The following is a 19,422-nucleotide window of genomic DNA, read 5'->3' on the forward strand; positions in this document are numbered from 1 at the left end:
GTGACTACAGTGCGCGCCCATGGGACACGTCTTGGCTCGCCTCGTCGGCTACGGTGTCGCGCTGACACCGTACTGGCCGTACACGTTCGAGCGCTCCGGTGTCGCGGCCGACGCCGTGGTGGTGACGAACTGGGGGGCGACCGGCCCCGCGGAGGCACTCGTCGACCCGGCGGACGCGCACTCCGTGCCCGGCATCGTCGACGTGGAGCCCGGCCCGGATCATCGGTTCTGGGCCATCGAGACCAGCAGCTTCATCGCGGCCTGGCCGTCCGGCTTCAGCGTCGAGTCGACCCTTGATCCGTTCTGCCTGGTAGGCGAGCACGACGCGTCGATCTCCGTGCAGGGCCCGGTGCGCCTCGCCGACCCGGACTCGATGATCGCCCCGGGTCAGACGGTTGTCGCCCGCCGCACGATGGGCCCCGGTGTGCAGGTCATCGAGTTGGCGTACGAGCACGAGGGGCAACGGTGGTGGCAGGGCGTCTACCTTTATCCGCGTACGGACGGCCGGGTGCTTGTCGTCACCGCTCAGTCCCGCGAGCCGGGCATCCCTGCGGCCCGCCGGGGCGTGGAGTGGATGCTGGCCCTGGCCTGACACGAGGGCGGCGCGACCCGGATGGAGTCGCGCCGCCCCTGTCTTCGGTCCTTGCGCCAGACGGCGCCCGCCGCGCACGGCGGGCGTCGTCCGTGCCCCTGGACGCCTGTCGTCAGTCGTCGACCGACTGGTAGACCGTGGTCCAGAAGTCGTGCATGGCCCTGATCGAGTCCGGGACCGACGCCCCGACCTGGGTGAGCAGGATCCCGGTGAGCCGCTCGCCGGGGTCGGCGTAGGTCGACGTGCCACTGCCGCCGTCCCAGCCGAACTGGCCGATGTTGGCGTAGTCGCCACGGTAGGTGCGCACCGCCATCCCGTACCCCCAGCCGCCGTGCTGGCCCTGGCCGAAGGAGATGTGGACGTTGTCGCGGGCCATGGCGTTTCGGGCGGCGTTCTGCTCAGGGGTGAGCTGGTTGGTGGTCATCAGCTGGACCGCGGCGCGGGACAGGATCCGCTCCGAGCCGTGCATGCCGTTGTTGAGCAGCATCCGGAAGTAGGCGTGGTAGTCGTCTGCCGTGGACACCAGCCCGCCACCGCCGCCGGCGAACGCCGGAGCCTGGCTCCACCTTCCGCTGCTCGCGTCGTCCCACACGTGGAACTCCCCGGTCTGCGGGTCGGGCGCGTACAGCGGCGGCAGCCGGTCGATCTTGTCGCCGGGTACGTGGAAGCCGGTGTCCTTCATGCCCAACGGTTCGAAGAGCCGCTCGGCCAGGAACGTCTCGAACGTCTGGCCCGACGCCCGGGCGACGAGCACGCCGAGCAGGTCGTTGCCGATGTGGTACTGCCAGCGCTCGCCGGGCTGGTGCATCAGCGGGAGCGCACCGAGCCGGCGCAGCCACTCGTCGGGCTCGGGCATCGGCTCGGGCAGGTTCGGCGTGAGCCCCTGCTCGAAGATCGCGCCCATGATCGGGGTTCCGAGCGCGGTCATGTCCATGCCGATGCCGAACGTGGAGGTCAGCACGTCCCGTACGGTGATCGGCCGCCGTGCCGCGACGGTGTCGTCCAGGGGGCTGTCGATCCGGGTCAGGACCCGCCGGTCGGCGAGTTCGGGCAGCCACTGCTGCACCGGGTCGTCCAGCCGCAGGCGGCACTCGTCGAGCAGGATCATGGCCGCGGCGACGGTGACGGGCTTGGACGTGGAGGCCATCCGGAAGATCGTGTCGCGGCGCATCGGCGGGCCGCCGTCGTGGCGCATCGTCCCGATCGTCTCGACGTGGGTCTGGTCTCCGCGGCTGACCAGGGCGACCAGGCCGGGGATCTTCCCGGAGTCGACGTGGCGTGCCAGCACGTCGCGCATCTTGCGCAGCCCCGTCGGAGAGAAGCCGCGGTTGTCGTTGTTCATGATGAGTCTCCTTGTGTATTCGTCAGGTGTGCCGGATCGGTCCGGCGTCGTGCTGCCGAGCGGAATCCCGGAGCAGAGCCGGCGCCTCGACGCCGGTTCTGAGCTGTGTGGATCGGCCGTCCGGGCCCCGGGGTCCGCGAGGACCCCGGGGCGGCCGGTTACGCGGCGTCGAGTGCCGCGGTGATCTTGCCGATCATGTCGGCGGTGGTGGGGCTGGCCCCGTCCTTGCGGGTGGCGGCTTCGAGGGCGAGCAGGACGGTGTCGCGGAAGTTGCCGGCCTCGGCCGGGGCCTGACGGTTGAGCAGGCTCATGGCCGCGGTCAGGGCGGGCAGCACCTGGTCGGCGATCTGCGCGACCGAGGTGCCCTTCAGCTTCAGGTCCCTGGTCTTCGCGGCGAGCACGTGGCCGACCGGGCCGGTGGCCGACGCCAGAGCGATGGAGCCGTCGGTGGCGATCCGGTGCGGGGAGCCGCCTGCGGCACCGGCCGCCGCCAGGAGCGAGACGGCGCCGTACGCGGCGGTCCGCAGGGTGCGCTTGTCCTGGTCGCTGAGGGTGAGGGTGAGGGACATGGTGGTGTGCTCCTTCGGCGTTGGCGCGGATGCGGTGAGCGGGGGGCGGACCGTGGGGCTTGGGTGTGCTGCGTTGCTCTCGGTGCCTTGCGGGTGTGTCGCGGTGCCGTTCATGGCGCTTACGATCGCGGGGCGTCCTGTCGTGGGGCCGTCGCCGTCCTGACACGGCCGCTGACACGGCGACGTGACGCCCGCGCGGACGCCCGCTGCAGGCGAAAGACCGTGCTCAGCCCGCATTCGACCGCCAGCCCTCGGGTCGACGGCGGTACGGGTCTGCCCTCGGTGGTGCATCCGGAAGCAGCGCGGCGGGCCGATAGCGGGATCGGTTGACGGCGGCATTCGGTCCGCCACGTGCCGGCAGGCGCGCTGGAGGTCGAGCCGAGCTGTTGCGGGCAGCCACCCCGCCAGGCTGGAAGCGCTTTGGGCGTGAACTGCCGGATCCTGCGGTGGATGGTGCGCGGTGGAGAAGCCGACGAACAGGCCCTCGGCCTCGAGCAGCGACAAGCGCAACCGGCCGGCCAGGTCATGATCGGCCTCGACAGCAGGTGCCCGCCTCGTCTGCGGCCCGCGCGTCCTACGCGGTTAGTCCGCCAGAGCGAACGCCCCGTTCTGGGCCCGCAGCAGCAGGAAGGTCGGGTTGACCTGCGTGCCGTCCCGGCGGAATTCCGACGGTCCGGACAGGAGTTGGACGTCGCCAGGTTTGGTGTCGGCGATCGCCTTGCGGACGGCTTCACGGTCGGTGGTGCCGGCGCGGGCGATCGCGTTGATCGCGAGCCGGGCGGCGTCGTAGGACTGCATGGTGAACGGCCCCGGCTGTCTGCCGTAGGCGGCGCGGTATTTCGCGGCCCACGTCGACGCCTGTGGCATGAACTGGGCCACGGGCAGCGAGAGACCGTAGAGGTTGTCGCCTTCGGCCGGGGTGATCTGCTCGAGCAGGGCCGGGTCCGTTCCCGCGTCGGCGAGCAGGATCTTGCCGGTGTAGTGGGCGGCGTGCAGGTCCCGGATCAGCTTGGCGGCCTCGGCGTAGTAGCCGGTGTAGAAGACCAGGTCCGCCCGCTGCCGGAGCACGGTCGCGACGACCCGGGGATAGCTCGTCGCGCCCTGGCTGACGCGCTGCCGCCCGGTGAAGGTCGTCCCGCCGTCGGCCTCCTGGACGAACGTGGTCGTCTCCGACGCCAGGGTGTCGGAGAAGCTCGTGCCGTCATCGACGACGGCCAGCCGCCGGACGCCGAGCTCGCCCATGACCTCGATGCTGCGTTTCGCCTCCAGCTTGGTGGTTCCGGCGAGCAGGAAGACGCTGTCGTAGCCGGGCGCGAGCAGATCCGTGGAGTTGGCAGCCGGGATGATCATCGGTATCCCCGCCGCGTGGAAGATCTTGAGGCTCGGTACGGCCGCCACACTGCACCCGCCGCCCACCGAGACGGTGATGTCCTTGCCGACGAGCTCGTTGGCGCCGGCCACCGCCGCGGCCGGGTCGCAGGCGTCGTCACCGAAGACGATCTCCACCGGGCGGCCCAGTACGCCGCCCGCCTCGTTGGCCTCCTTGACCGCCATGTTGTACGCGTCAGCCATCGGCTGGCCGGTCGGGGCGAAGTATCCGGTCAGCGGGAGCAGTGCCCCGAGCCGAACGGGCGGTCTTTCATCCGTTTTATCGGTTTTGTCACAGCCCACGAGGGTTGCCGCAGCCACGGCGAGCACGGCACCCGCGGCCAGCAGCCGACGGCTCGTGCCACCGAGCACCCTCGACAATTTCATGCCAGCAATTGTGATGATTAATCCTCAAATCAGCCACCTTCCCGGCCTCGATCCCCGCCCGCGGAGCGTCCCACCTGGTGAAATCGACAAGGCACCGCCACGTCGCCGTGCGGATGTCGATCTCCGAGACCCAGGGCCACGCCGAATCCTGGAGTGGCCCTCTGCCTGCCAGGACAGTGCGGTCGACGGTGTGAAGGCGCCGCGCGGCCGTCGCGCCGTGGCCGGACCCGGGCGTCGCGGTGACCCATGCCGGGCACGCGAGCCTGCCCGTCGTCGGGGTCCGCGATGGCGCGCTCCGGCCGGCAGGCGCCGGCGGCAGCGCAGGCTCCCGCCCGCGCGGGCCGTGATCGGGAGGCGCTCAGCGTGCCGGTGCGGCGGAACCGCGGAAAGTGCGGCGGTAGGCCAGCGGCGTCACGCCGATGGCGGCGTGCAAGTGCTCGCGCAGGGACGTCCCGGTGCCGAACCCGACCTGTCCGGCGATGTCGTCGACGGCCAGATCGGTGGTCTCCAGCAGGAACTGAGCCCGCGACACGCGCTGCTGGATCAACCAGCGCCCCGGGCTCATCCCGACCTCATCGCTGAAGCGGCGCGCGAAGGTACGCAGGCTCATCCGGGCGTGCCCGGCGAGCTGGACCAGCGTCAGCGGCTCGTGCAGGTGTTCCAGCGCCCACTGCCGGGTGTCCGACGTGCCGATCGCCGACGGCGGCGGCACCGGGTGCTCGATGTACTGGGCCTGGCCGCCGTCGCGCCACGGCGGCACGACACACACCCTTGCCACGTGGTTGGCGACGGCCGCGCCGTGATCCCGGCGCACCAGGTGCAGGCAGACGTCGACGCCGGAGGCGGCACCGGCCGAGGTCAGCACGTCGCCGTCGTCCACGAACAGCACCTCCGCATCCAGCGCGACGGCCGGATACCAGGACCGGAACACGGCGGCCACGGCCCAGTGGGTGGTGGCCGGCCGGCCGTCGAGCAGCCCGGCGGCGGCCAGCACGAACGCCCCCGTGCAGATGGACACGATCCGGGTGCCGGGCCGGACCGCGGCGAGCGCCCCCGCGGCTCCCGGCGGCAGCTCGCGGGAGATCCGCGACAGGTCGAACGGGGGAATCAGGACGGTGTCCGCCGTGGCGAGGACCTCGGGGCCGTGCCCGACCGTCACCGAGAAGTCCGCGTTCGTGACGACGGGTCCGCCGTCGACGGAGCAGGTCACGACCTCGTAGCGGTCCTGGAGCGCGCCGAAGACGCGGCTGGGGATGCCGAGCTCGAAGGGGTACACGCCCTCCAGCGCGAGGACCGCGACCCGGTGGACGGTCATGGCACGATCCCGTTGGAAGTTGGCATTCGTGCCATGGTACGCGGCCGGGTCTCCAGCGAGGCTGGAGCCATGACCGACAACACCACCATGCGCGCCATCAGCCAGGACACCTACGGCACCCCCGACGTCCTCACCCCGGTCGTGCTCCCCCGACCCGTTCCCGGGCCCGGCCGGATCCTCGTCGCCGTCCGCGCCGCGGGCGTCAACCCGACCGACTGGAAGCACCGCGCCGCCGGCCTGTTCCTCGGCCGGCTGCCGCTCGTGCTCGGCTGGGACGTGTCCGGCGTCGTCGAGGCCACCGGCTTCGGCGTCACCCTGTTCAAGCCCGGCGACGAGGTCTTCGGGATGCTGCCCTACCCGCACGGCGTCGGCTCGCACGCCGAGTACGTGACCGGCCCCGCTCGCGCCTTCGCCGCCAAGCCCGCCGGCCTCGACCACGTCCAGGCGGGTGCGCTGCCGCTCGCCGCCCTCACCGCATACCAGGCGCTGGTCGACACCGCCGAGGTCCGCGCCGGGCAGCGGGTCCTGATCCACGCGGCGGCCGGCGGCGTCGGCCACCTCGCCGTCCAGATCGCCAAGTCCCGCGGCGCGTACGTCATCGGCACCGCCAGCGCCCCCAAGCACGATCTCGTCCGCTCGTTCGGCGCGGACGAAGTCGTCGACTACCGCGCCGTCGACTTCCGCGATGCCGTCCGCGACGTCGACATCGTCCTCGACCCGGTCTCCGGGGACACGCGGGCCCGCTCCCTCGATGTCCTGCGCCCCGGCGGCATCCTCGTGTCGCTGCTGCCGGGCACCGACCCCGGCGAGGCGGCGAAGGCCGCGGCCCGCGGAATCCGGGTGGAGACCCTCCTCGTCGAGGCCGACCGTGCCGGCATGAACGCCGTCGCCGACCTGGCGGCCGCCGGCGCGCTGCGTGCCCACATCGAGGCCGTCTTCCCGCTCGCCGACGCCGCCAAGGCCCACGCCCTGGGCGAGACCGGCCGCACCACCGGCAAGATCGTGCTGACCGTCTCCTGAGCCCGGGCAGCATCAAGTGCCCAGTCTTGGCTTGGCGCTGCTGTCTTCGATGAGCAGTGCGCGGGATCCGGTGGGCGACGCCGGTCAGCCCTGCCTTGACCGGGATCACGCCGTTCCCCGGGGTCCTTCTCTGGACCCCGGGACAGGCGGTCACACGGCGTCGAGGACCGCGGTGATCTTGCGGATTATGTCGGCGACGGTGGGGCTAACGCCGTCCTTGCCGATGGCGGCTTCGACGGCTACCAGGACGGCGCCGCGAAAGTTGTCAGCCTCGGCCGGGTCCTGCTTCTTGAGCAGGCTCATCGCCTCGGTCAGCGCGGGCAGGACCTGGTCGGCGATCGCGGCCACCGAGCTGCCCTTCAGCTTCACGCCCGTGCTCTTCTCGGCGAGCACGTGCCCGACGGGCCCGGTCGCGGAGGCCAGGGCGATGGAGCCGTCGGTGGCGATCCGGTGCGGGGATCCGCCAGCGGCGCCGGCTGTCGCAAGGAGCGTGACGGCGCTGTAGGCGGCGGTGCGCAGGGTGAGCTTGTCCTGGTGGCTGAGGGTGAGTGACATGTTGTGCTCCTTCGAAGCCGGTACGGATTCGGGTCCGGTGGGCGGCCGGTGGAGTGGAGGTCCTGGGCAGTGTGCTGTTGCCTTCCGCGGGTGCTGAGGCTGTGTCACGGAACCGTTCATGGCGCCTACGGTCGCGGACCGTGCTGTCACGGGGCCGTCGCTGGACTGACGCGGCCGCTGACACTGTTGGGAGGCGAGCAGCGTCGAGGCGGGCGTGCCGGCCGCGAACGCGAACCGCATACGGCGACGGCTGCGGCGAAGCAGTGTGCGAGAGGGCTGGACCGCGGATCTGCCCACCGGCGGCAGGCTCGTGGAGGGCGCCTGAGCTGGCGGCGCACTGCTGAGGCGGGGAACGGCGACGTCCCCGAGGATTGGCAGTGCGGCGGGTGCCATCACATCGGCGAGCACCTCCGGCATGTCGACCGCCCGCCTCCTCGTCGACGGTCACGCTTAGTCGGCGGCCGTGAGATGCGCGGCGAGCGTGTGGCGGGTTCGTCCGATTCTTCTGATCCCCTGGACGGGCACTGAGCGCCGACCTGGCGGCTGGCCAGAGGCCAACGACCGGTTGCAAGGTGGGCGGTTGCGGGTGAAGAACTGCGGCGGGGGTGGCATGCAGGAGATGCCGTTACTAGGGTCGGACTGTGGCTTTCGCCCGGCTCCGACGTGGGCTGGGTGGATTCCGGGTGGCGCGGTGACCGGCGAGTGCTGGCGCGAGGCCGCTCGCGAAGGGCATCACGATCTGTCGCTGGGGGACCGATGACCACCTACCGCCGCCGCGGGCATTGGAGACGTGGCCGTGATGGCAGGCGGCATTGGGTCGCCCCGCACGTTGTGACGCGGTCCGGCTCCGCCAGGTGGTCGCAGCGGAGGTCCTGGAGATCGCACCGTGGGGCCGCGTACGCTCCCGCGCCCGTGCGTCGGGTGTGGCACGCTCCGCGGAGCTTCTCGGCACGGTGGATGCGGCCGAATGCCCGCTGTCCGGTGTGCGGGGCTGCGGTGTTCTTCTACTCCAACGAGTACGGCAGTCGCGTCTATTTCGACGAGGTGGGGCCGCCTTGGCCCAAGCACCCGTGCACTGACAACGCCGCGCATCAAACGCGGTCGACGTCTGCCGGCACACGCAGTTCGCCGATTCGCTATGGTTTCGTCGAGGGCCGGATGTCGGTGCAGAGCGCCGCCTCCCAGGACACGGCCGGGCACGGCGGTCTCACGCCGGTCGGGCGGGCGTACGGCGCCGGCGCGTGGACGCCGCACACTCTGGTGAGTATCGGGGCAGGGCCTACCGGCGCCACTCTTACGCTGCGCAAGCTCTACACGGTCGAATCCGGCTCCGTGTGGTCGACGGCCTTCGCAGTGCCGCTGGCGCCCAGCGACGTGGTGTTCCTCAAAGCGGGGAACATGTCCTACTTCGACATGGGTCGTGGTGAGTCCGTCGCCGTTCCCGTCAGCTATGTCGGCGCCGCCCGCGGAATGCTGTCATGGTTGCGCGACCTCTGGACGGGCACGCCTGCGTCTGCTGCACCTGCCGGCTGGCACTCGGATCCGGTCGGCCGTCACGCGTATCGCTACTGGAACGGGTCGGTGTGGACCGAATACGTCAGCCCTGGCAACGGCCAGACGTTCAGCGACCCACTCCACTAGTACTCCAGCCGCAGTTTGCTTTGCAGGAGTCTTCGCTGGTAGTGGCATCTTTGTGAGCGGTATTGGTGTCGACGACGCCACCATGACCATCGATTGACTTGATCGGTGGTGCGGGCGGTGGAGCTCAGGTGTGCCAGGAGACGTCGGACCTCGGCGAGGGTGAGCGGGATGAGCCCGGGCCGGGTCGCAGTGCCCCCTTTTGCGCCTGCGCGGCCGTCACGGCGAGGAAGGCGTGGGCGAACATAACCAGAGTTATGGCTCGGAGATCAACGGGCTGTATGTCCTATGTAGACTGCTGTGCTCATGGCCCTTGATGATCTAACTGGCTGGACGTCGTCGCTGGATGACCTGATGGCGCGGATCGCCAGCAGGTTCCACCGGGTGGAGCCACGACGCCGGGCAAGGGCTTACCTGCTGGGCCTACTGTCGCAGGTGCCCGGAAAGAACTGCTGGACCATCGCCGAGACCGCGGGCGACCGCAGCCCCGACGGCATGCAACAACTACTGAACTCCGCATCATGGGATCCCAACGCCTTGCGCGACGACCTGCACGGATACGTCTCCGAACACCTCGGCGACCCGGACGGTGTTCTGATCGTCGACGAGACGGGATGTGCGCCACGAGGCGCTGAGGAACCGTGCGGAAGGAGGAGTCCGCCGCTGGTCATCGCAGTGACCGGTGAAGCTGGAGACAGGCCGACCCTCGGGTCAGGGGTGAGGCCGGGAGCAGTCTCGACAACGTAGGAGCGTGTCGGCACCACCAGACGGCGCGTGTCCGCTAGCTAGGACGGGAAGGTGTAAGGAGATCTGAACCAGTGGTTGAAGCCCCGTGAGTCGTCAGCAGTCTGTCGAACCTGGTGGATGGGCCGCTTGTGGTGCTGGAGGAAGCTCTATCCGGTAGTTCCTCCTCTTCCGCCGTCTTTATCCTGTGGGCGGCGGGAGGCCCGGACCAAGACTGCGATGTGCGGTCCGTGGCGATGCCACCGGGGTGAAGCTGGGCACCGATCCCCGTCGCAGAGGTCCTCAGTGAACGTGGGAAGCGATTCGATGTCGCCCTCTCCGGGCGGCTGCCGGTCGTCCGGCGGGCAGGCGTGACGCCCGCTGATGGCATCGAGTCGTGGCGGAGTCGCCGTAGTACTCCGAGCCGGGGAAAGCCCGGCACATGGGGAAGGGCGACAGCGTGATCGGCATCTTGACAGGCATGGAGGAGGCCGTCGTTGAACAGCGACGCACCGCACCAGGACTGGCCATTGTTCAGCCAGGCCGAGGCGCGGGTACTCGAACACCAACGCAAGCTGCACCGTTGGGCAAGGACAGAACCGGCGCGCCAGTTCGACGATGTTTTCAACTTGGTCTGCGACCGGGCGACGCTGATGCACGCCTGGGAGCGGGTGGCAGGCAACAAAGGCTCCATGACTGCAGGAGTCGACTCGGTGACCCGCATCGCCGTCACTCGTGACGACGGGCTGATCCCGTTCCTGGAAGACCTGCGGTCCTCGCTGCGCGACGGGAGTTTCATCCCGTTGCCGGTGCGGCAGACGGCGATCCTGAAGAAGGGCGGCAAGGTCCGCTATCTGGGGATCCCGACCCTGCGCGACCGGGTGGCGCAGATGGCGCTCAAGTTGGTCCTGGAACCGGTCTTCGAGGCCGACTTCTACCCGTCCAGCTACGGGTATCGGCCTGGACGAAGGGCTCAGGACGCCATCACCGAGATCCACCATTTCACCCGCAAGCCGTCGACCTACGAATGGATCGTCGAGGGCGACATCAAGGCTTGCTTCGACAACGTCGACCACCAGGTGCTCATGGGCCTGGTGCGCGAACGCATCGCCGACAAGAAGGTGCTGCGTCTGGTCCGTGCGTTCCTGTGGGCCGGGGTTGTCGAACAGCAGGGTGGCTTTGCGGCGAGCCTGACCGGCACGCCGCAGGGTGGAGTCATCTCCCCGCTGCTGGCCAACATCTACCTGTCCGTCCTGGACCGGCATTTCGCCAAGGTCTGGGATGAACAGATGAGCCCGCCGTGGAGGCGGCAACACCGCCGCCGCACGGGCCGGCCGAACTACCGCCTGATCCGCTACGCCGACGACTTCGTGGTGCTCGTGCATGGCACCAGGGAGGAGGCGGAGCAGGTCAAGCAGCAGATCGCCGAGATCGTGGCCCGCGACTTGAAGATGACTCTCTCGGAAGAGAAGACCCTGATCACCCACATCGACGCCGGGTTCGACTTCCTCGGCTTTCGCATCCAGCGCAAGCAGTGGAACCGAGGCCCGGTGGTGCTGACCTACCCGTCCAAGGACACCCTGGCGGCGGTCATGAGCAAGATCAAGAAGTGGACAGGGCGGGGCACCACATCTCTCGCCCTGCACGAGGTGCTGCGGAAGATCAACCCGATCCTGCGGGGCTGGGCCGCGTACTTCCGCTACGGCGTGTCCAAGAAGACGTTCTCCTACCTGGGCTGGTATGCCTGGTGGCGAATGGTCTACTGGATACGCCGCAAGCACCCCCACCTGACCTGGGGCCAGATCCGCCGCAGCTACTACGGCAGCGACCGGATCGCCGAGGACGGCATCGTCCTCTACAACCCGGCGAAGATGCGGGTCGAGCGCTACCGCTTCCGCGGAGCGCAAATCAGCACACCGTTCAACCTCGACGTGGTCGACCCCGCGGGAGCCCGCTTCCGCAGGACCAGCCACGACGACGTCACGTTCGTCGCACAGGTCAGCGAACTCGTCGCCTGAACCATCGTGATCACGTGGAGAGCCGGATGCGCGGGAACGTGCACGTCCGGTTCGGCGGGCGGGGACGAGGAAACCGACAGCCGAAACGCTGCGCGGCGCCTCGTCCCCGACCCGACTCTTGAAGAAGGGCGTGTACTCGGTCGGGGTGCAGCGCCAGTACTGCGGGACCGCCGGGCGGATCGAGAACAGCCAGGTCGCGGTCTTCCTCGCCTACGCCTCGCCGCACGGCCGGGCGCTGGTACACCGCCGGTTGTACGTGCCGAAGTCGTGGGCCGTCGACGCCGAGCGTTGCCAGCAGGCGGGCGTCCCGGTCGACCTGGAGTTCGCGACCAAGCCGGCCCTGGCCGTGCAGATGATCGACGCGGCGGTCGCCGCCGGAGTCCGGGTCGGGTTCGTCACCGCCGACGAAGCCTACGGCCGCGACCCGGCACTGCGACAACGGCTGCGTGAGCAGGGCATCGGCTACGTCCTGGCCGTGGCCCGCAACCACTACACCCAGGTCACGACGGTGGTCAAAGAGCGTGTCGACGTCACCGAGTCGTGGCTGTCGGAGCTGGCCTGGCAGCGACGCAGCTGTGGACCAGGCTCCAAAGGTGAGCGGTTCTACGACTGGGCCTGGGTCGGCATCCACGACGACGGACCCGGCCTGCACAGCCTGCTCATCCGCCGCAACAGCGACGGCGACCTCGCTTTCTATCGCTGCTGGACCCCGCGACCGGCACCGCTTGGAACGCTGGTCCGCGTCGCCGGCACCAGGTGGGCCGTCGAGGAGACGTTCCAGATCGCCAAGGGACAGGTCGGCCTGGACCAGTACCAGTGCCGGAACTGGATCTCGTGGCACCGGTTCACCATCCTGGCGATGCTGGCCCTGGCCGTCCTGACCCTTACCACCCTGGCCCTGACCAGCATCACCACGAGCGAGATGGTCGCCCTGACCGTCGCCGAGACCCGCCACCTGATCAACGCGCTGCACCACCGGCCACCCGACATCGCCAACCTGCTGCGCTGGTCCTACTGGCGACGCCGACACCAAGCCATAGCCCGAAGCTGCCACTATCGGCGTCGCGAGTTACAGCAGCTCAGGAGTCAAACGTGACTGCCGTATTAGGAGCCGAAGCCGCGTCGTTGGCAGCGCTCGGACGCAGGGACGATGCACTACGCCGCCTAGCCGAGGCGAGCGAGGCCTTCGCCGGCAGCCAGCCCGACAACGAGCCACCGTGGATGCACTTTTACGACGCTGGCGAACTCTACGCACAATACGGACGCGTTTACCGGCTCAACGAAGTTCGTGGGGGTCGGCTGCGCCGCACGGCGCGTGGATGCCTGGCGTGGACTCCTGGCGTGATGGTGCCGCGGCTCTCAGTGATCATCTTGTTGTCGAAGCAAGGTTGACCACAAGTGAAGAGCCACGGGCATGGAAGATGCTACGACCCGGCTGCTGGGTCTCGACGGCCTGGCGGTCACCGCGGTCGCCGAGGGACCAGGCGGCCCGATAGTGGACCTGGCCACTGCCGATGAGCAGGCGCGGCGGTGCCCTGAGTGCGGAACAACGGCGCGCAGATCGAAGGGGCGGCGGGTTACCGAGCCTCGTGACCTGCCCATGGGCGGGCGTCCCACCAGGTTGCGCTGGTTCAAGCGCCGTTGGCGCTGCGACGAGCCCGGTTGTGCCCGCGCCTCGTTCACCCGGCGGTGACCGCCGTCCCGGCCCGCAAGCGGCTGACCTGTCGGTCGCGGTCGGCGGCCGGTGCCGCGGTCGCCGACGGCGGGCGCACGATCGTGCAGGCAGCGCGTGATCACGACGTGTCCTGGCCGGTGGTGGCTGCGGCGTTCACCGCGCACGCCGCGGTGGTGCTGCCCACCCAACCGCAGCCGGTACAGGTCCTGGGCATCGACGAGATCCGGCGGGGCAGGCCGAAGTGGGAGTTCGACGAGGCCACACGGTCCTGGCAGACCGTGGTCGACCGGTGGCACGTCGGCCTGGTCGACCTGTCCGGCGGGCAGGGCCTGCTCGGGCAGGTCGAGGGCCGCACCGCCCAGGTCGTCGTCGACTGGCTGATGGCGCGGCCGGAATCGTGGCGTGAGCAGGTGCGCTACGTCGCGATCAACATGTGCACGATCTTCAAGTCCGCGATCAGGCAGGCGCTGCCCCACGCCCAGCTCGTCGTCGATCACTTCCATCTCGTTCAGCTGGCCAACTCCACGGTGACCGACGTACGCCGCCGCGTGACGATGCAGGTCCGCGGCCGACGCGGCCGCAAACGCGACCGGGAATGGGAGTTGCGCAACCGGCTGACCCGCAGCGCGGCCAGGATGAGCGGCGACCTGGTCGCCGAGCTCGAAGGAGAGCTCAAGGGCCTGCCTCCACGGATCGGACTGCCGATCCTAGCCGCGTGGAACGCCAAGGAAGACCTGCGTGACCTCCTGGCCACGGCCCGCACTCACCCAGACCGTGAGGATGTGGCCGACCTGCTCTACCGCTTCTATCACCGCTGCGCGGACTCGGACCTGACCGAGCTGCAGCGTCTGGCCGACACCGTGCAGACCTGGTGGCCACAGATCCTGGCGTTCCTGCACACCGGGATCACCAATGCCGGCTCTGAGGCCACCAACCGCGTGACCAAGACCCTCGCCCGTGACGCGTACGGCTTCCGCAACCCCATCAACCAGCGGTTACGCACCCGCTGCGCCACGACGCGACGCCACCGCGGCCACCTCAACCCCCGCTGAGGCCGGTCGGACCGCCAAGGTCTCCGCGACCGTAATCATCTTGTTCTGCTCACGCCCGTCGACTACCGCGTCGGCGGTGGCCTGCCCAGGTCGGATGGCGCGCCGCGAAGCGTATACGGTCGACCGATGAGGTCTCCATCTGAAGCTGCTGAGACACGTGCCGTGCCAGCGCCGACCGGGGTGCGGCGGACGCTCGGCGCCGTGCTGTTGGCGCTGACGGGCCACGGTGCCACCGTCGGGGTCGTGTTGGCAGCTGTGGCCGCGGCGCGAGCGGACGCCGGTGGTGACCTCGACGCGGGCGGCAACTTCGCGGTGTCCTACGCCGCTCTCTGCCTTCTCGCGGTTGGCCAGGTGCTGCTATTCACGGCCGTCGCCTGGCTTGCCGGACGCGGCGCGACAGGCTGGCAAACGGGGTTGTGGACCGGGTGGGCCACCGGGCTGGGGTTGCTAGGCCTGTGGATGCTCACTGGGTGACGGCATAGCGTCACCCAGCCGTAGCCCAGCCATAGCACAGCATCTGGCGCCCGTGGCAGCGCGGAGAACACTCGGAAAAACTCAGCCGCTGGCTGACCCCCGTCAACTTCGTTGAGCCCGTTTACCGCGACCTCGCCCGGCAGCATCGCGCGCAACGGCGGCAGGGAGTACCCCCCGCTGATCCAGCCTACGGCGCCCAAGCCGTGCACTGGGTGAATCAAGCGTTGGCAGGATTCGGGGCCGGTCACATCCGGTCGATCACCCTGAACAAAGCCGGACTGTTCAGCTCACTGATGCTCGCCGACGAACCCGACGCAGCCATGACGATCGGCGGCGAGTTGCTGACCTCGGCCAGAGCCGTCTGCTCGCGGCGAGTCGTCGAGCGCATTACCAACCTGCGCCGCGACCTCGACCCTCACCGCCACCGTTCGGATGTGTCAGCCTTCGCGCACATGATCACCAACAAGGCGGCGACGTGACCAGCGGGCGATTTACCGAAGAGATCATGACGGCCGCCATGAAACGCCTGGCCGCGGCCCATGACCTCGACGCGAGTGGAGCTCGCCTGCTCAGGCTGACCAACAACGCCGTATTCGTCCTGCCCGCGGCGGATGCCGTGATCCGTATAGCCCGCTCACACCGGCCCGGCGACCGCGTCAAGAAGGGCGTCGAACTCGCCAGCTGGTTCGAGTCAATCGACGCACCCACCATCAGACTTGCTGGGCCGGGCGCTCAGCCCGTGAACGTCGACGGACTTCAGGCCACGGTCTGGCAGTATCTGCCGCCGGGCGAACCCCTGACCCCGACAGACCTCGGGATGGCGCTGAAGCAGTTCCACGCCCTCGGCCTACCACCATTCCGGCTGCCTGCCTGGGACCCCGTCGGCGATGCCCGCCGACGGCTCACTGACGCCGAAGACCTCGACGTCACCGATCGACGGAAGCTCATGACGTGGTGCGCTGAACTCGAGCCGCGCATCGCGGAACTGCAGCATCGGCAAGCCGCAACCCTGGTGCACGGCGACGCACACGTGGGCAACCTCCTCCGTGACGGCCAACGGCCGGTGTTCTGCGACTTCGACCCCATCTGCTCCGGACCATGGCAGGCCGACCTCGCCGCTGTCGCCGTCGGCGAGCACCGCTTCGGCCGGCCCGGCGCCCACCGTGCGCTGGCAGGCAGCTACGGCTACGACGTACGCACCGACCCCGACTGGCCGCTCCTGCGCGCTGCCCGGGAGCTGAAGATGATCGTCGCGGCCGTACCGCTGCTGGCCAGCTCGCCAGGTGTCGCGAGAGAGTTCCGTGTTCGCCTCAATACCGTCATGAGCGGAGACGAGGTCACGCGCTGGACTCCGTTCGCCGACCTTCCCAGATGATCTCACGCCTGACCAACGGCGGGCCGTGCGCCGCCCTGGGATGCCACTGCCTACGATCCGGCGGTCTTCGCAGCTCTTGCGGAGCTGGCACAGCCCCGGATCGCGCTGCTGTCGAAGATCCTGTCGACCCGGTGGCTTCGGGAGTGAGTATCGGCCCCGCCGGGGAGCGAGTTCGGAACCCAGTTAGTGATCTTCCGAGCTCATGATCGTGGGCGAGCCTTTGCCCAGCCCGGAAGGGAAGAGCTGCGACTCGCGGTCGAAGGAAGCTGGAGCGCGAGCCGCCAGCGGACACCACAGGTCCGCCAGTGTAGTCAGAACAGGGCGCCCCGCACTTCCCGTCACCAACGGCGGCGGTCACCTGCCACGTGGCGTGGCCGCCGCCCCATCCGACCAATGTCGGCGGCTGGTGGGTCAGCTCAGGTAGCGAGGGAAGCGGGGCACCTGACACGGTCCTCCTGTTCACGGCGTCGCGGCGGGGTTCGGCCGCCCGCCGCCACATGATCGCCCGGCACTGCCGAACGACGCGACACAGCCGGGTGAAACATACCTGGCGTGGTACCGCGAGCACGTCTACCGGTCAGTGCCAGCAGGGACGGCCTGAAGTAAGATCCCGCGTCAGTGCGAGCGCACCGTTTGAGCATAGGACGGGACGGCCCTCGCTGCGGACGCCAGCAAGGAGACCAGCTGCTGGTCGAGCAGACGGGCATCTCGCTCCGACAAGCGGAGCAGGGCTCGGCGCAGGTATATGCTCCACACCTCTGGCTTCGGAAAAGCCTCCATCTGGGACACCAGTGGCTGGAGTTCGAGCCCGCCAGGATACGGCACGACGTCGTCAAGCTTGAGATCGCACCCGGACATGAAAGTGCGTCCGGCGATTTCCACCGGCTCGTCAAGCACGCGTACAGCAGTCGCTGCGGATGCGACGGCGATGATCCGGCCTCGGTCCCGCGTGGGATTCAGCCAGGCACCCCGCGTGGCGTACAGGTAAAGGCGGTCCCCCGGGGCCAGAGCGCGCACCTCGGCCCGGGGCGTGGCCGGAAACGCCATCCGCTCCTCGGACAGCACCCAGCGGATCGCGTCGCGGTGACCCAGGATCACGAGGTACGCGGTCATGGCACCGAGGATAGCGGCCCGCCGGCTGGTCCTGTGGCGAGGGAGGCTCCCGCGATGCCCGCGGAAAGGACCTCGGCATGCGTAATGATGTCCGTCACTCGCCCCCACGGATGTAGGTCACGCCAAACGCCTTGACCTGACGGTACTCCTGGAGCTTGGTTGCGAGGTCGAAGGCATCACCAGTGACGTACTGAAAAATGTCGAGACCGCGGCCGAGGAGGATTCTCCAGCCCGTGTCCGTGACGATCGAGCGGTCGTGGATCGTGTTGTCGAACGCAACGTCAAAGCTGACGCCCGCGACTGCCGCCCCCTGCTTGATCTTGAGGAGCAACTCAAGCTGCTTGCGCAACTTGTCCTCGCCCTCGTTGTTCTCTGCAGTGATGAGCTTGACGTTGACCTCGTCGGCTACGTCCTTCGTCTTAGCTATCCCTCCAATGAGCTCCATGAGGTTACGGGCCTGGTGGAACTGGCGAATGTAGGGGTCAACGATCGTGATCTGCCCTGCACCGTGCAGGTAAGGGACGATGAGCGTATCGAATGAAACGCCACGCTGGTTCTCCTGGAACTCGATGTATCCCTCGAACAACCGTGCTTCAACCGCACGCTCGGCCTCGGCGCGCAGCTCAATCACCCCAACAGCACTGCCTGACTTGATCCCGTCAACCGGGGTATCGGCACTCTCGCGGCGTTCACGGTGGTAGTACCCCGGGTACTCGTCCTCCTCGAGAGTCGAGACGGAGTGCCAGCCTCCGCCGCTGTCGGCATAACCGAACTTGACGTCGGCCATCGTGGAGTCGATGCGCAGAATCTGGTCCTTGACGCGCTTGCGGCCCTCGATCGCCAGCCGTAGGACCTCTTCGATCTCTTCGGATATAGCCTCTCCGTGCGGGTAGAGGATCTTCATCAGCCCGGAGAACGTCTTGTGCACGCCATCGCGGTCGCGGGTCGAGATGTCCGATGAGAGCGTGAAGTGCCGTTGGTAGCGGTCCGAGTAGTCCGCCGAGCGCATTGATTTAAGTACCTCGGCGATGTAGTCGACGACAAACCCGTAGCCGTTGGAGAACATCTCCCCGCGGATGGTATCGACCTCCCAACCGGGGATGTAGTGGTGCAGCCGGTCAAGGTAGGCCGAGTCGTGGTAGCTCTCGGGCAGCTCGTCGAACAGGTCGGAGTGCTTGAGCATGTACGGCACGGTGTGCGAGGTGTTGCCGACGAACACCATCGACGCCTCCGCGCCGAGCGTCTCGACACCACGGGAGAACGACTTGTTCGCCATGTAGTTCTTCATGATGTCGACGAGCGCCCTGTCAGTGCGCTTCTTCTTGCCTGCGAACTCGTCGAACGCGACGACATCCCAGTAGCCGACCAGTCCGATGCGCCCATTGGCGTTGTTGACGAACAGCTTCGGGACGGTGACCTCACCGCCGGAGATGAGCATGCCGTGGGGCGAGAACTCCGAGAAGATGTGCGACTTGCCGGTGCCCTTTGGCCCGAGCTCGACTAGGTTGTAGTTGCGCTCGACGAACGGGATGAGCCGCACGAGTTGGATGAGCTTGGCACGCCGGCCGAACAGCTCGGGGTTGAAGCCGATGGACTGCACCAGCAGGTCGATCCACTCGTCGGTGGTGAACTCGCGCCGAGCTGATAGATAACTATCGAAGTCGAAGTTAGACATCTGGATGGGCTTGATCGACCCGAGAATCCACGGCGCCACCCGCGCATCCTCGCTGTGGAAGTACTCGATGTCGCAGATGCACCACACCCCGCCGACGAGCAGCTTCGGGTGCGCCTTGATCGTCGCGGGCTCGACGAGCACGCCCTTGATGCCGAGGTTGGCGAACTCGGCCTGGTAGACGTCATCCTTCTCGTTGAGCGTCGCCGTCACCTTGTCGATGATCCGATGCCGCCCGCGCTCGCGGATGGTGGACTTCACCAGCTCGGACTGGTTCCGGTGCACGTAGTGGTCGGCGAGGATCCTGCGCACCGTGTCGATGCCCACCTGGATGGTGGCGTCGTCATCGGATGCAGCGTACTGACCGAGCAGGTACTCCAGCACGTAGGACGGCACGATGGCGTTGCCCTTGACGGCTTTCACCAAGTCCTTTCGCACGACCACGCCCGGGAAAAGTCGGTTGATCTTGCGATCCAGCGCGCTCTGGGTTGGCACCTCGGTCACGGGCGCTTCCTGGTCTGTCGCACTCACGGT

At 68.4% G+C, this 19,422-nt stretch carries 18 protein-coding genes and 1 pseudogene; 12 read left to right on the forward strand and 7 right to left on the reverse strand.

Features of this window, described 5'->3' with window-relative positions; genetic code table 11:
* The first annotated feature begins 19 nt into the window (after positions 1 to 19).
* Complete coding sequence (locus AB0B35_RS16650) at positions 20 to 592, forward strand: hypothetical protein (protein ID WP_361045940.1); 573 nt, start codon at positions 20 to 22, stop codon at positions 590 to 592.
* 112 nt (positions 593 to 704) lie between these two features.
* On the opposite strand, the gene AB0B35_RS16655 is transcribed toward AB0B35_RS16650, so the two are convergent.
* The 4 genes from AB0B35_RS16655 to AB0B35_RS16670 form a co-directional block, all read right to left on the reverse strand.
* A complete protein-coding gene (locus AB0B35_RS16655; protein ID WP_361045942.1) occupies positions 705 to 1,934 on the reverse strand; it encodes a serine hydrolase domain-containing protein in 1,230 nt (409 codons plus the stop codon).
* Between the two features lie 158 nt (positions 1,935 to 2,092).
* Positions 2,093 to 2,503, reverse strand: a complete 411-nt coding sequence (locus tag AB0B35_RS16660; protein WP_361045944.1) for a hypothetical protein — start codon at positions 2,501 to 2,503, stop codon at positions 2,093 to 2,095.
* A 582-nt stretch (positions 2,504 to 3,085) separates the two neighbouring features.
* Entirely contained in the window at positions 3,086 to 4,258 is a 1,173-nt protein-coding gene (locus tag AB0B35_RS16665) for a branched-chain amino acid ABC transporter substrate-binding protein (protein ID WP_361045946.1), read from the reverse strand.
* A gap of 358 nt (positions 4,259 to 4,616) precedes the next feature.
* On the reverse strand, positions 4,617 to 5,573 hold the full coding sequence (locus AB0B35_RS16670) for a helix-turn-helix domain-containing protein (RefSeq protein WP_361045948.1): 957 nt from the start codon (positions 5,571 to 5,573) through the stop codon (positions 4,617 to 4,619).
* Positions 5,574 to 5,642: 69 nt separating this feature from the next.
* Between AB0B35_RS16670 and AB0B35_RS16675 the strand changes: the two genes are divergently transcribed.
* Positions 5,643 to 6,593, forward strand: a complete 951-nt coding sequence (locus tag AB0B35_RS16675) for an NADP-dependent oxidoreductase (protein WP_361045950.1) — start codon at positions 5,643 to 5,645, stop codon at positions 6,591 to 6,593.
* 150 nt (positions 6,594 to 6,743) lie between these two features.
* Here the strand turns inward: AB0B35_RS16675 and AB0B35_RS16680 are convergent, their stop codons facing one another.
* Entirely contained in the window at positions 6,744 to 7,148 is a 405-nt protein-coding gene (locus AB0B35_RS16680; protein ID WP_361045951.1) for a hypothetical protein, read from the reverse strand.
* A 996-nt stretch (positions 7,149 to 8,144) separates the two neighbouring features.
* Between AB0B35_RS16680 and AB0B35_RS16685 the strand changes: the two genes are divergently transcribed.
* The 10 genes and pseudogenes from AB0B35_RS16685 to AB0B35_RS16730 all read left to right on the forward strand — a co-directional run bounded on the left by AB0B35_RS16685 (position 8,145) and on the right by AB0B35_RS16730 (position 16,103).
* Positions 8,145 to 8,789: a DUF2510 domain-containing protein gene (locus AB0B35_RS16685; RefSeq protein WP_361045954.1), complete on the forward strand. Its 645-nt coding sequence runs from the start codon at positions 8,145 to 8,147 to the stop codon at positions 8,787 to 8,789.
* Positions 8,790 to 9,140: 351 nt separating this feature from the next.
* On the forward strand, positions 9,141 to 9,533 hold the full coding sequence (locus AB0B35_RS16690) for a transposase (protein WP_361046311.1): 393 nt from the start codon (positions 9,141 to 9,143) through the stop codon (positions 9,531 to 9,533).
* A gap of 506 nt (positions 9,534 to 10,039) precedes the next feature.
* Complete coding sequence (gene ltrA / locus AB0B35_RS16695; protein ID WP_361045956.1) at positions 10,040 to 11,527, forward strand: group II intron reverse transcriptase/maturase; 1,488 nt, start codon at positions 10,040 to 10,042, stop codon at positions 11,525 to 11,527.
* A gap of 118 nt (positions 11,528 to 11,645) precedes the next feature.
* On the forward strand, positions 11,646 to 12,623 hold the full coding sequence (locus tag AB0B35_RS16700) for an IS701 family transposase (RefSeq protein WP_361045959.1): 978 nt from the start codon (positions 11,646 to 11,648) through the stop codon (positions 12,621 to 12,623).
* A pseudogene (locus AB0B35_RS16705) lies at positions 12,620 to 12,802 on the forward strand (hypothetical protein); the annotation flags it as partial. The gene AB0B35_RS16700 and the pseudogene AB0B35_RS16705, both read left to right, overlap by 4 nt.
* A gap of 139 nt (positions 12,803 to 12,941) precedes the next feature.
* On the forward strand, positions 12,942 to 13,220 hold the full coding sequence (locus AB0B35_RS16710) for a transposase family protein (RefSeq protein WP_361045961.1): 279 nt from the start codon (positions 12,942 to 12,944) through the stop codon (positions 13,218 to 13,220).
* Entirely contained in the window at positions 13,217 to 14,254 is a 1,038-nt protein-coding gene (locus AB0B35_RS16715; protein WP_361045963.1) for an ISL3 family transposase, read from the forward strand. The genes AB0B35_RS16710 and AB0B35_RS16715 overlap by 4 nt, the downstream gene beginning before the upstream one ends.
* Positions 14,255 to 14,455: 201 nt before the next feature.
* A complete protein-coding gene (locus AB0B35_RS16720) occupies positions 14,456 to 14,728 on the forward strand; it encodes a hypothetical protein (RefSeq protein WP_361045966.1) in 273 nt (90 codons plus the stop codon).
* 212 nt (positions 14,729 to 14,940) lie between these two features.
* The gene (locus AB0B35_RS16725; RefSeq protein ID WP_361045967.1) at positions 14,941 to 15,207 is read left to right on the forward strand and encodes a hypothetical protein; all 267 of its coding nucleotides are present in this window, start codon (positions 14,941 to 14,943) and stop codon (positions 15,205 to 15,207) included.
* Between the two features lie 26 nt (positions 15,208 to 15,233).
* On the forward strand, positions 15,234 to 16,103 hold the full coding sequence (locus tag AB0B35_RS16730; RefSeq protein WP_361046314.1) for a phosphotransferase: 870 nt from the start codon (positions 15,234 to 15,236) through the stop codon (positions 16,101 to 16,103).
* A gap of 615 nt (positions 16,104 to 16,718) precedes the next feature.
* On the opposite strand, the gene AB0B35_RS16735 is transcribed toward AB0B35_RS16730, so the two are convergent.
* Positions 16,719 to 17,216, reverse strand: coding sequence for a hypothetical protein (locus tag AB0B35_RS16735; RefSeq protein ID WP_361045969.1), 498 nt, complete (start codon positions 17,214 to 17,216; stop codon positions 16,719 to 16,721).
* 94 nt (positions 17,217 to 17,310) lie between these two features.
* The gene (brxL, locus tag AB0B35_RS16740; protein WP_361045970.1) at positions 17,311 to 19,392 is read right to left on the reverse strand and encodes a BREX system Lon protease-like protein BrxL; all 2,082 of its coding nucleotides are present in this window, start codon (positions 19,390 to 19,392) and stop codon (positions 17,311 to 17,313) included.
* Positions 19,393 to 19,422: the final 30 nt, after the last annotated feature.

The sequence above is a fragment of the Catellatospora sp. NPDC049133 genome (assembly GCF_040648455.1).
Lineage (GTDB): Bacteria > Actinomycetota > Actinomycetes > Mycobacteriales > Micromonosporaceae > Catellatospora > Catellatospora aurea.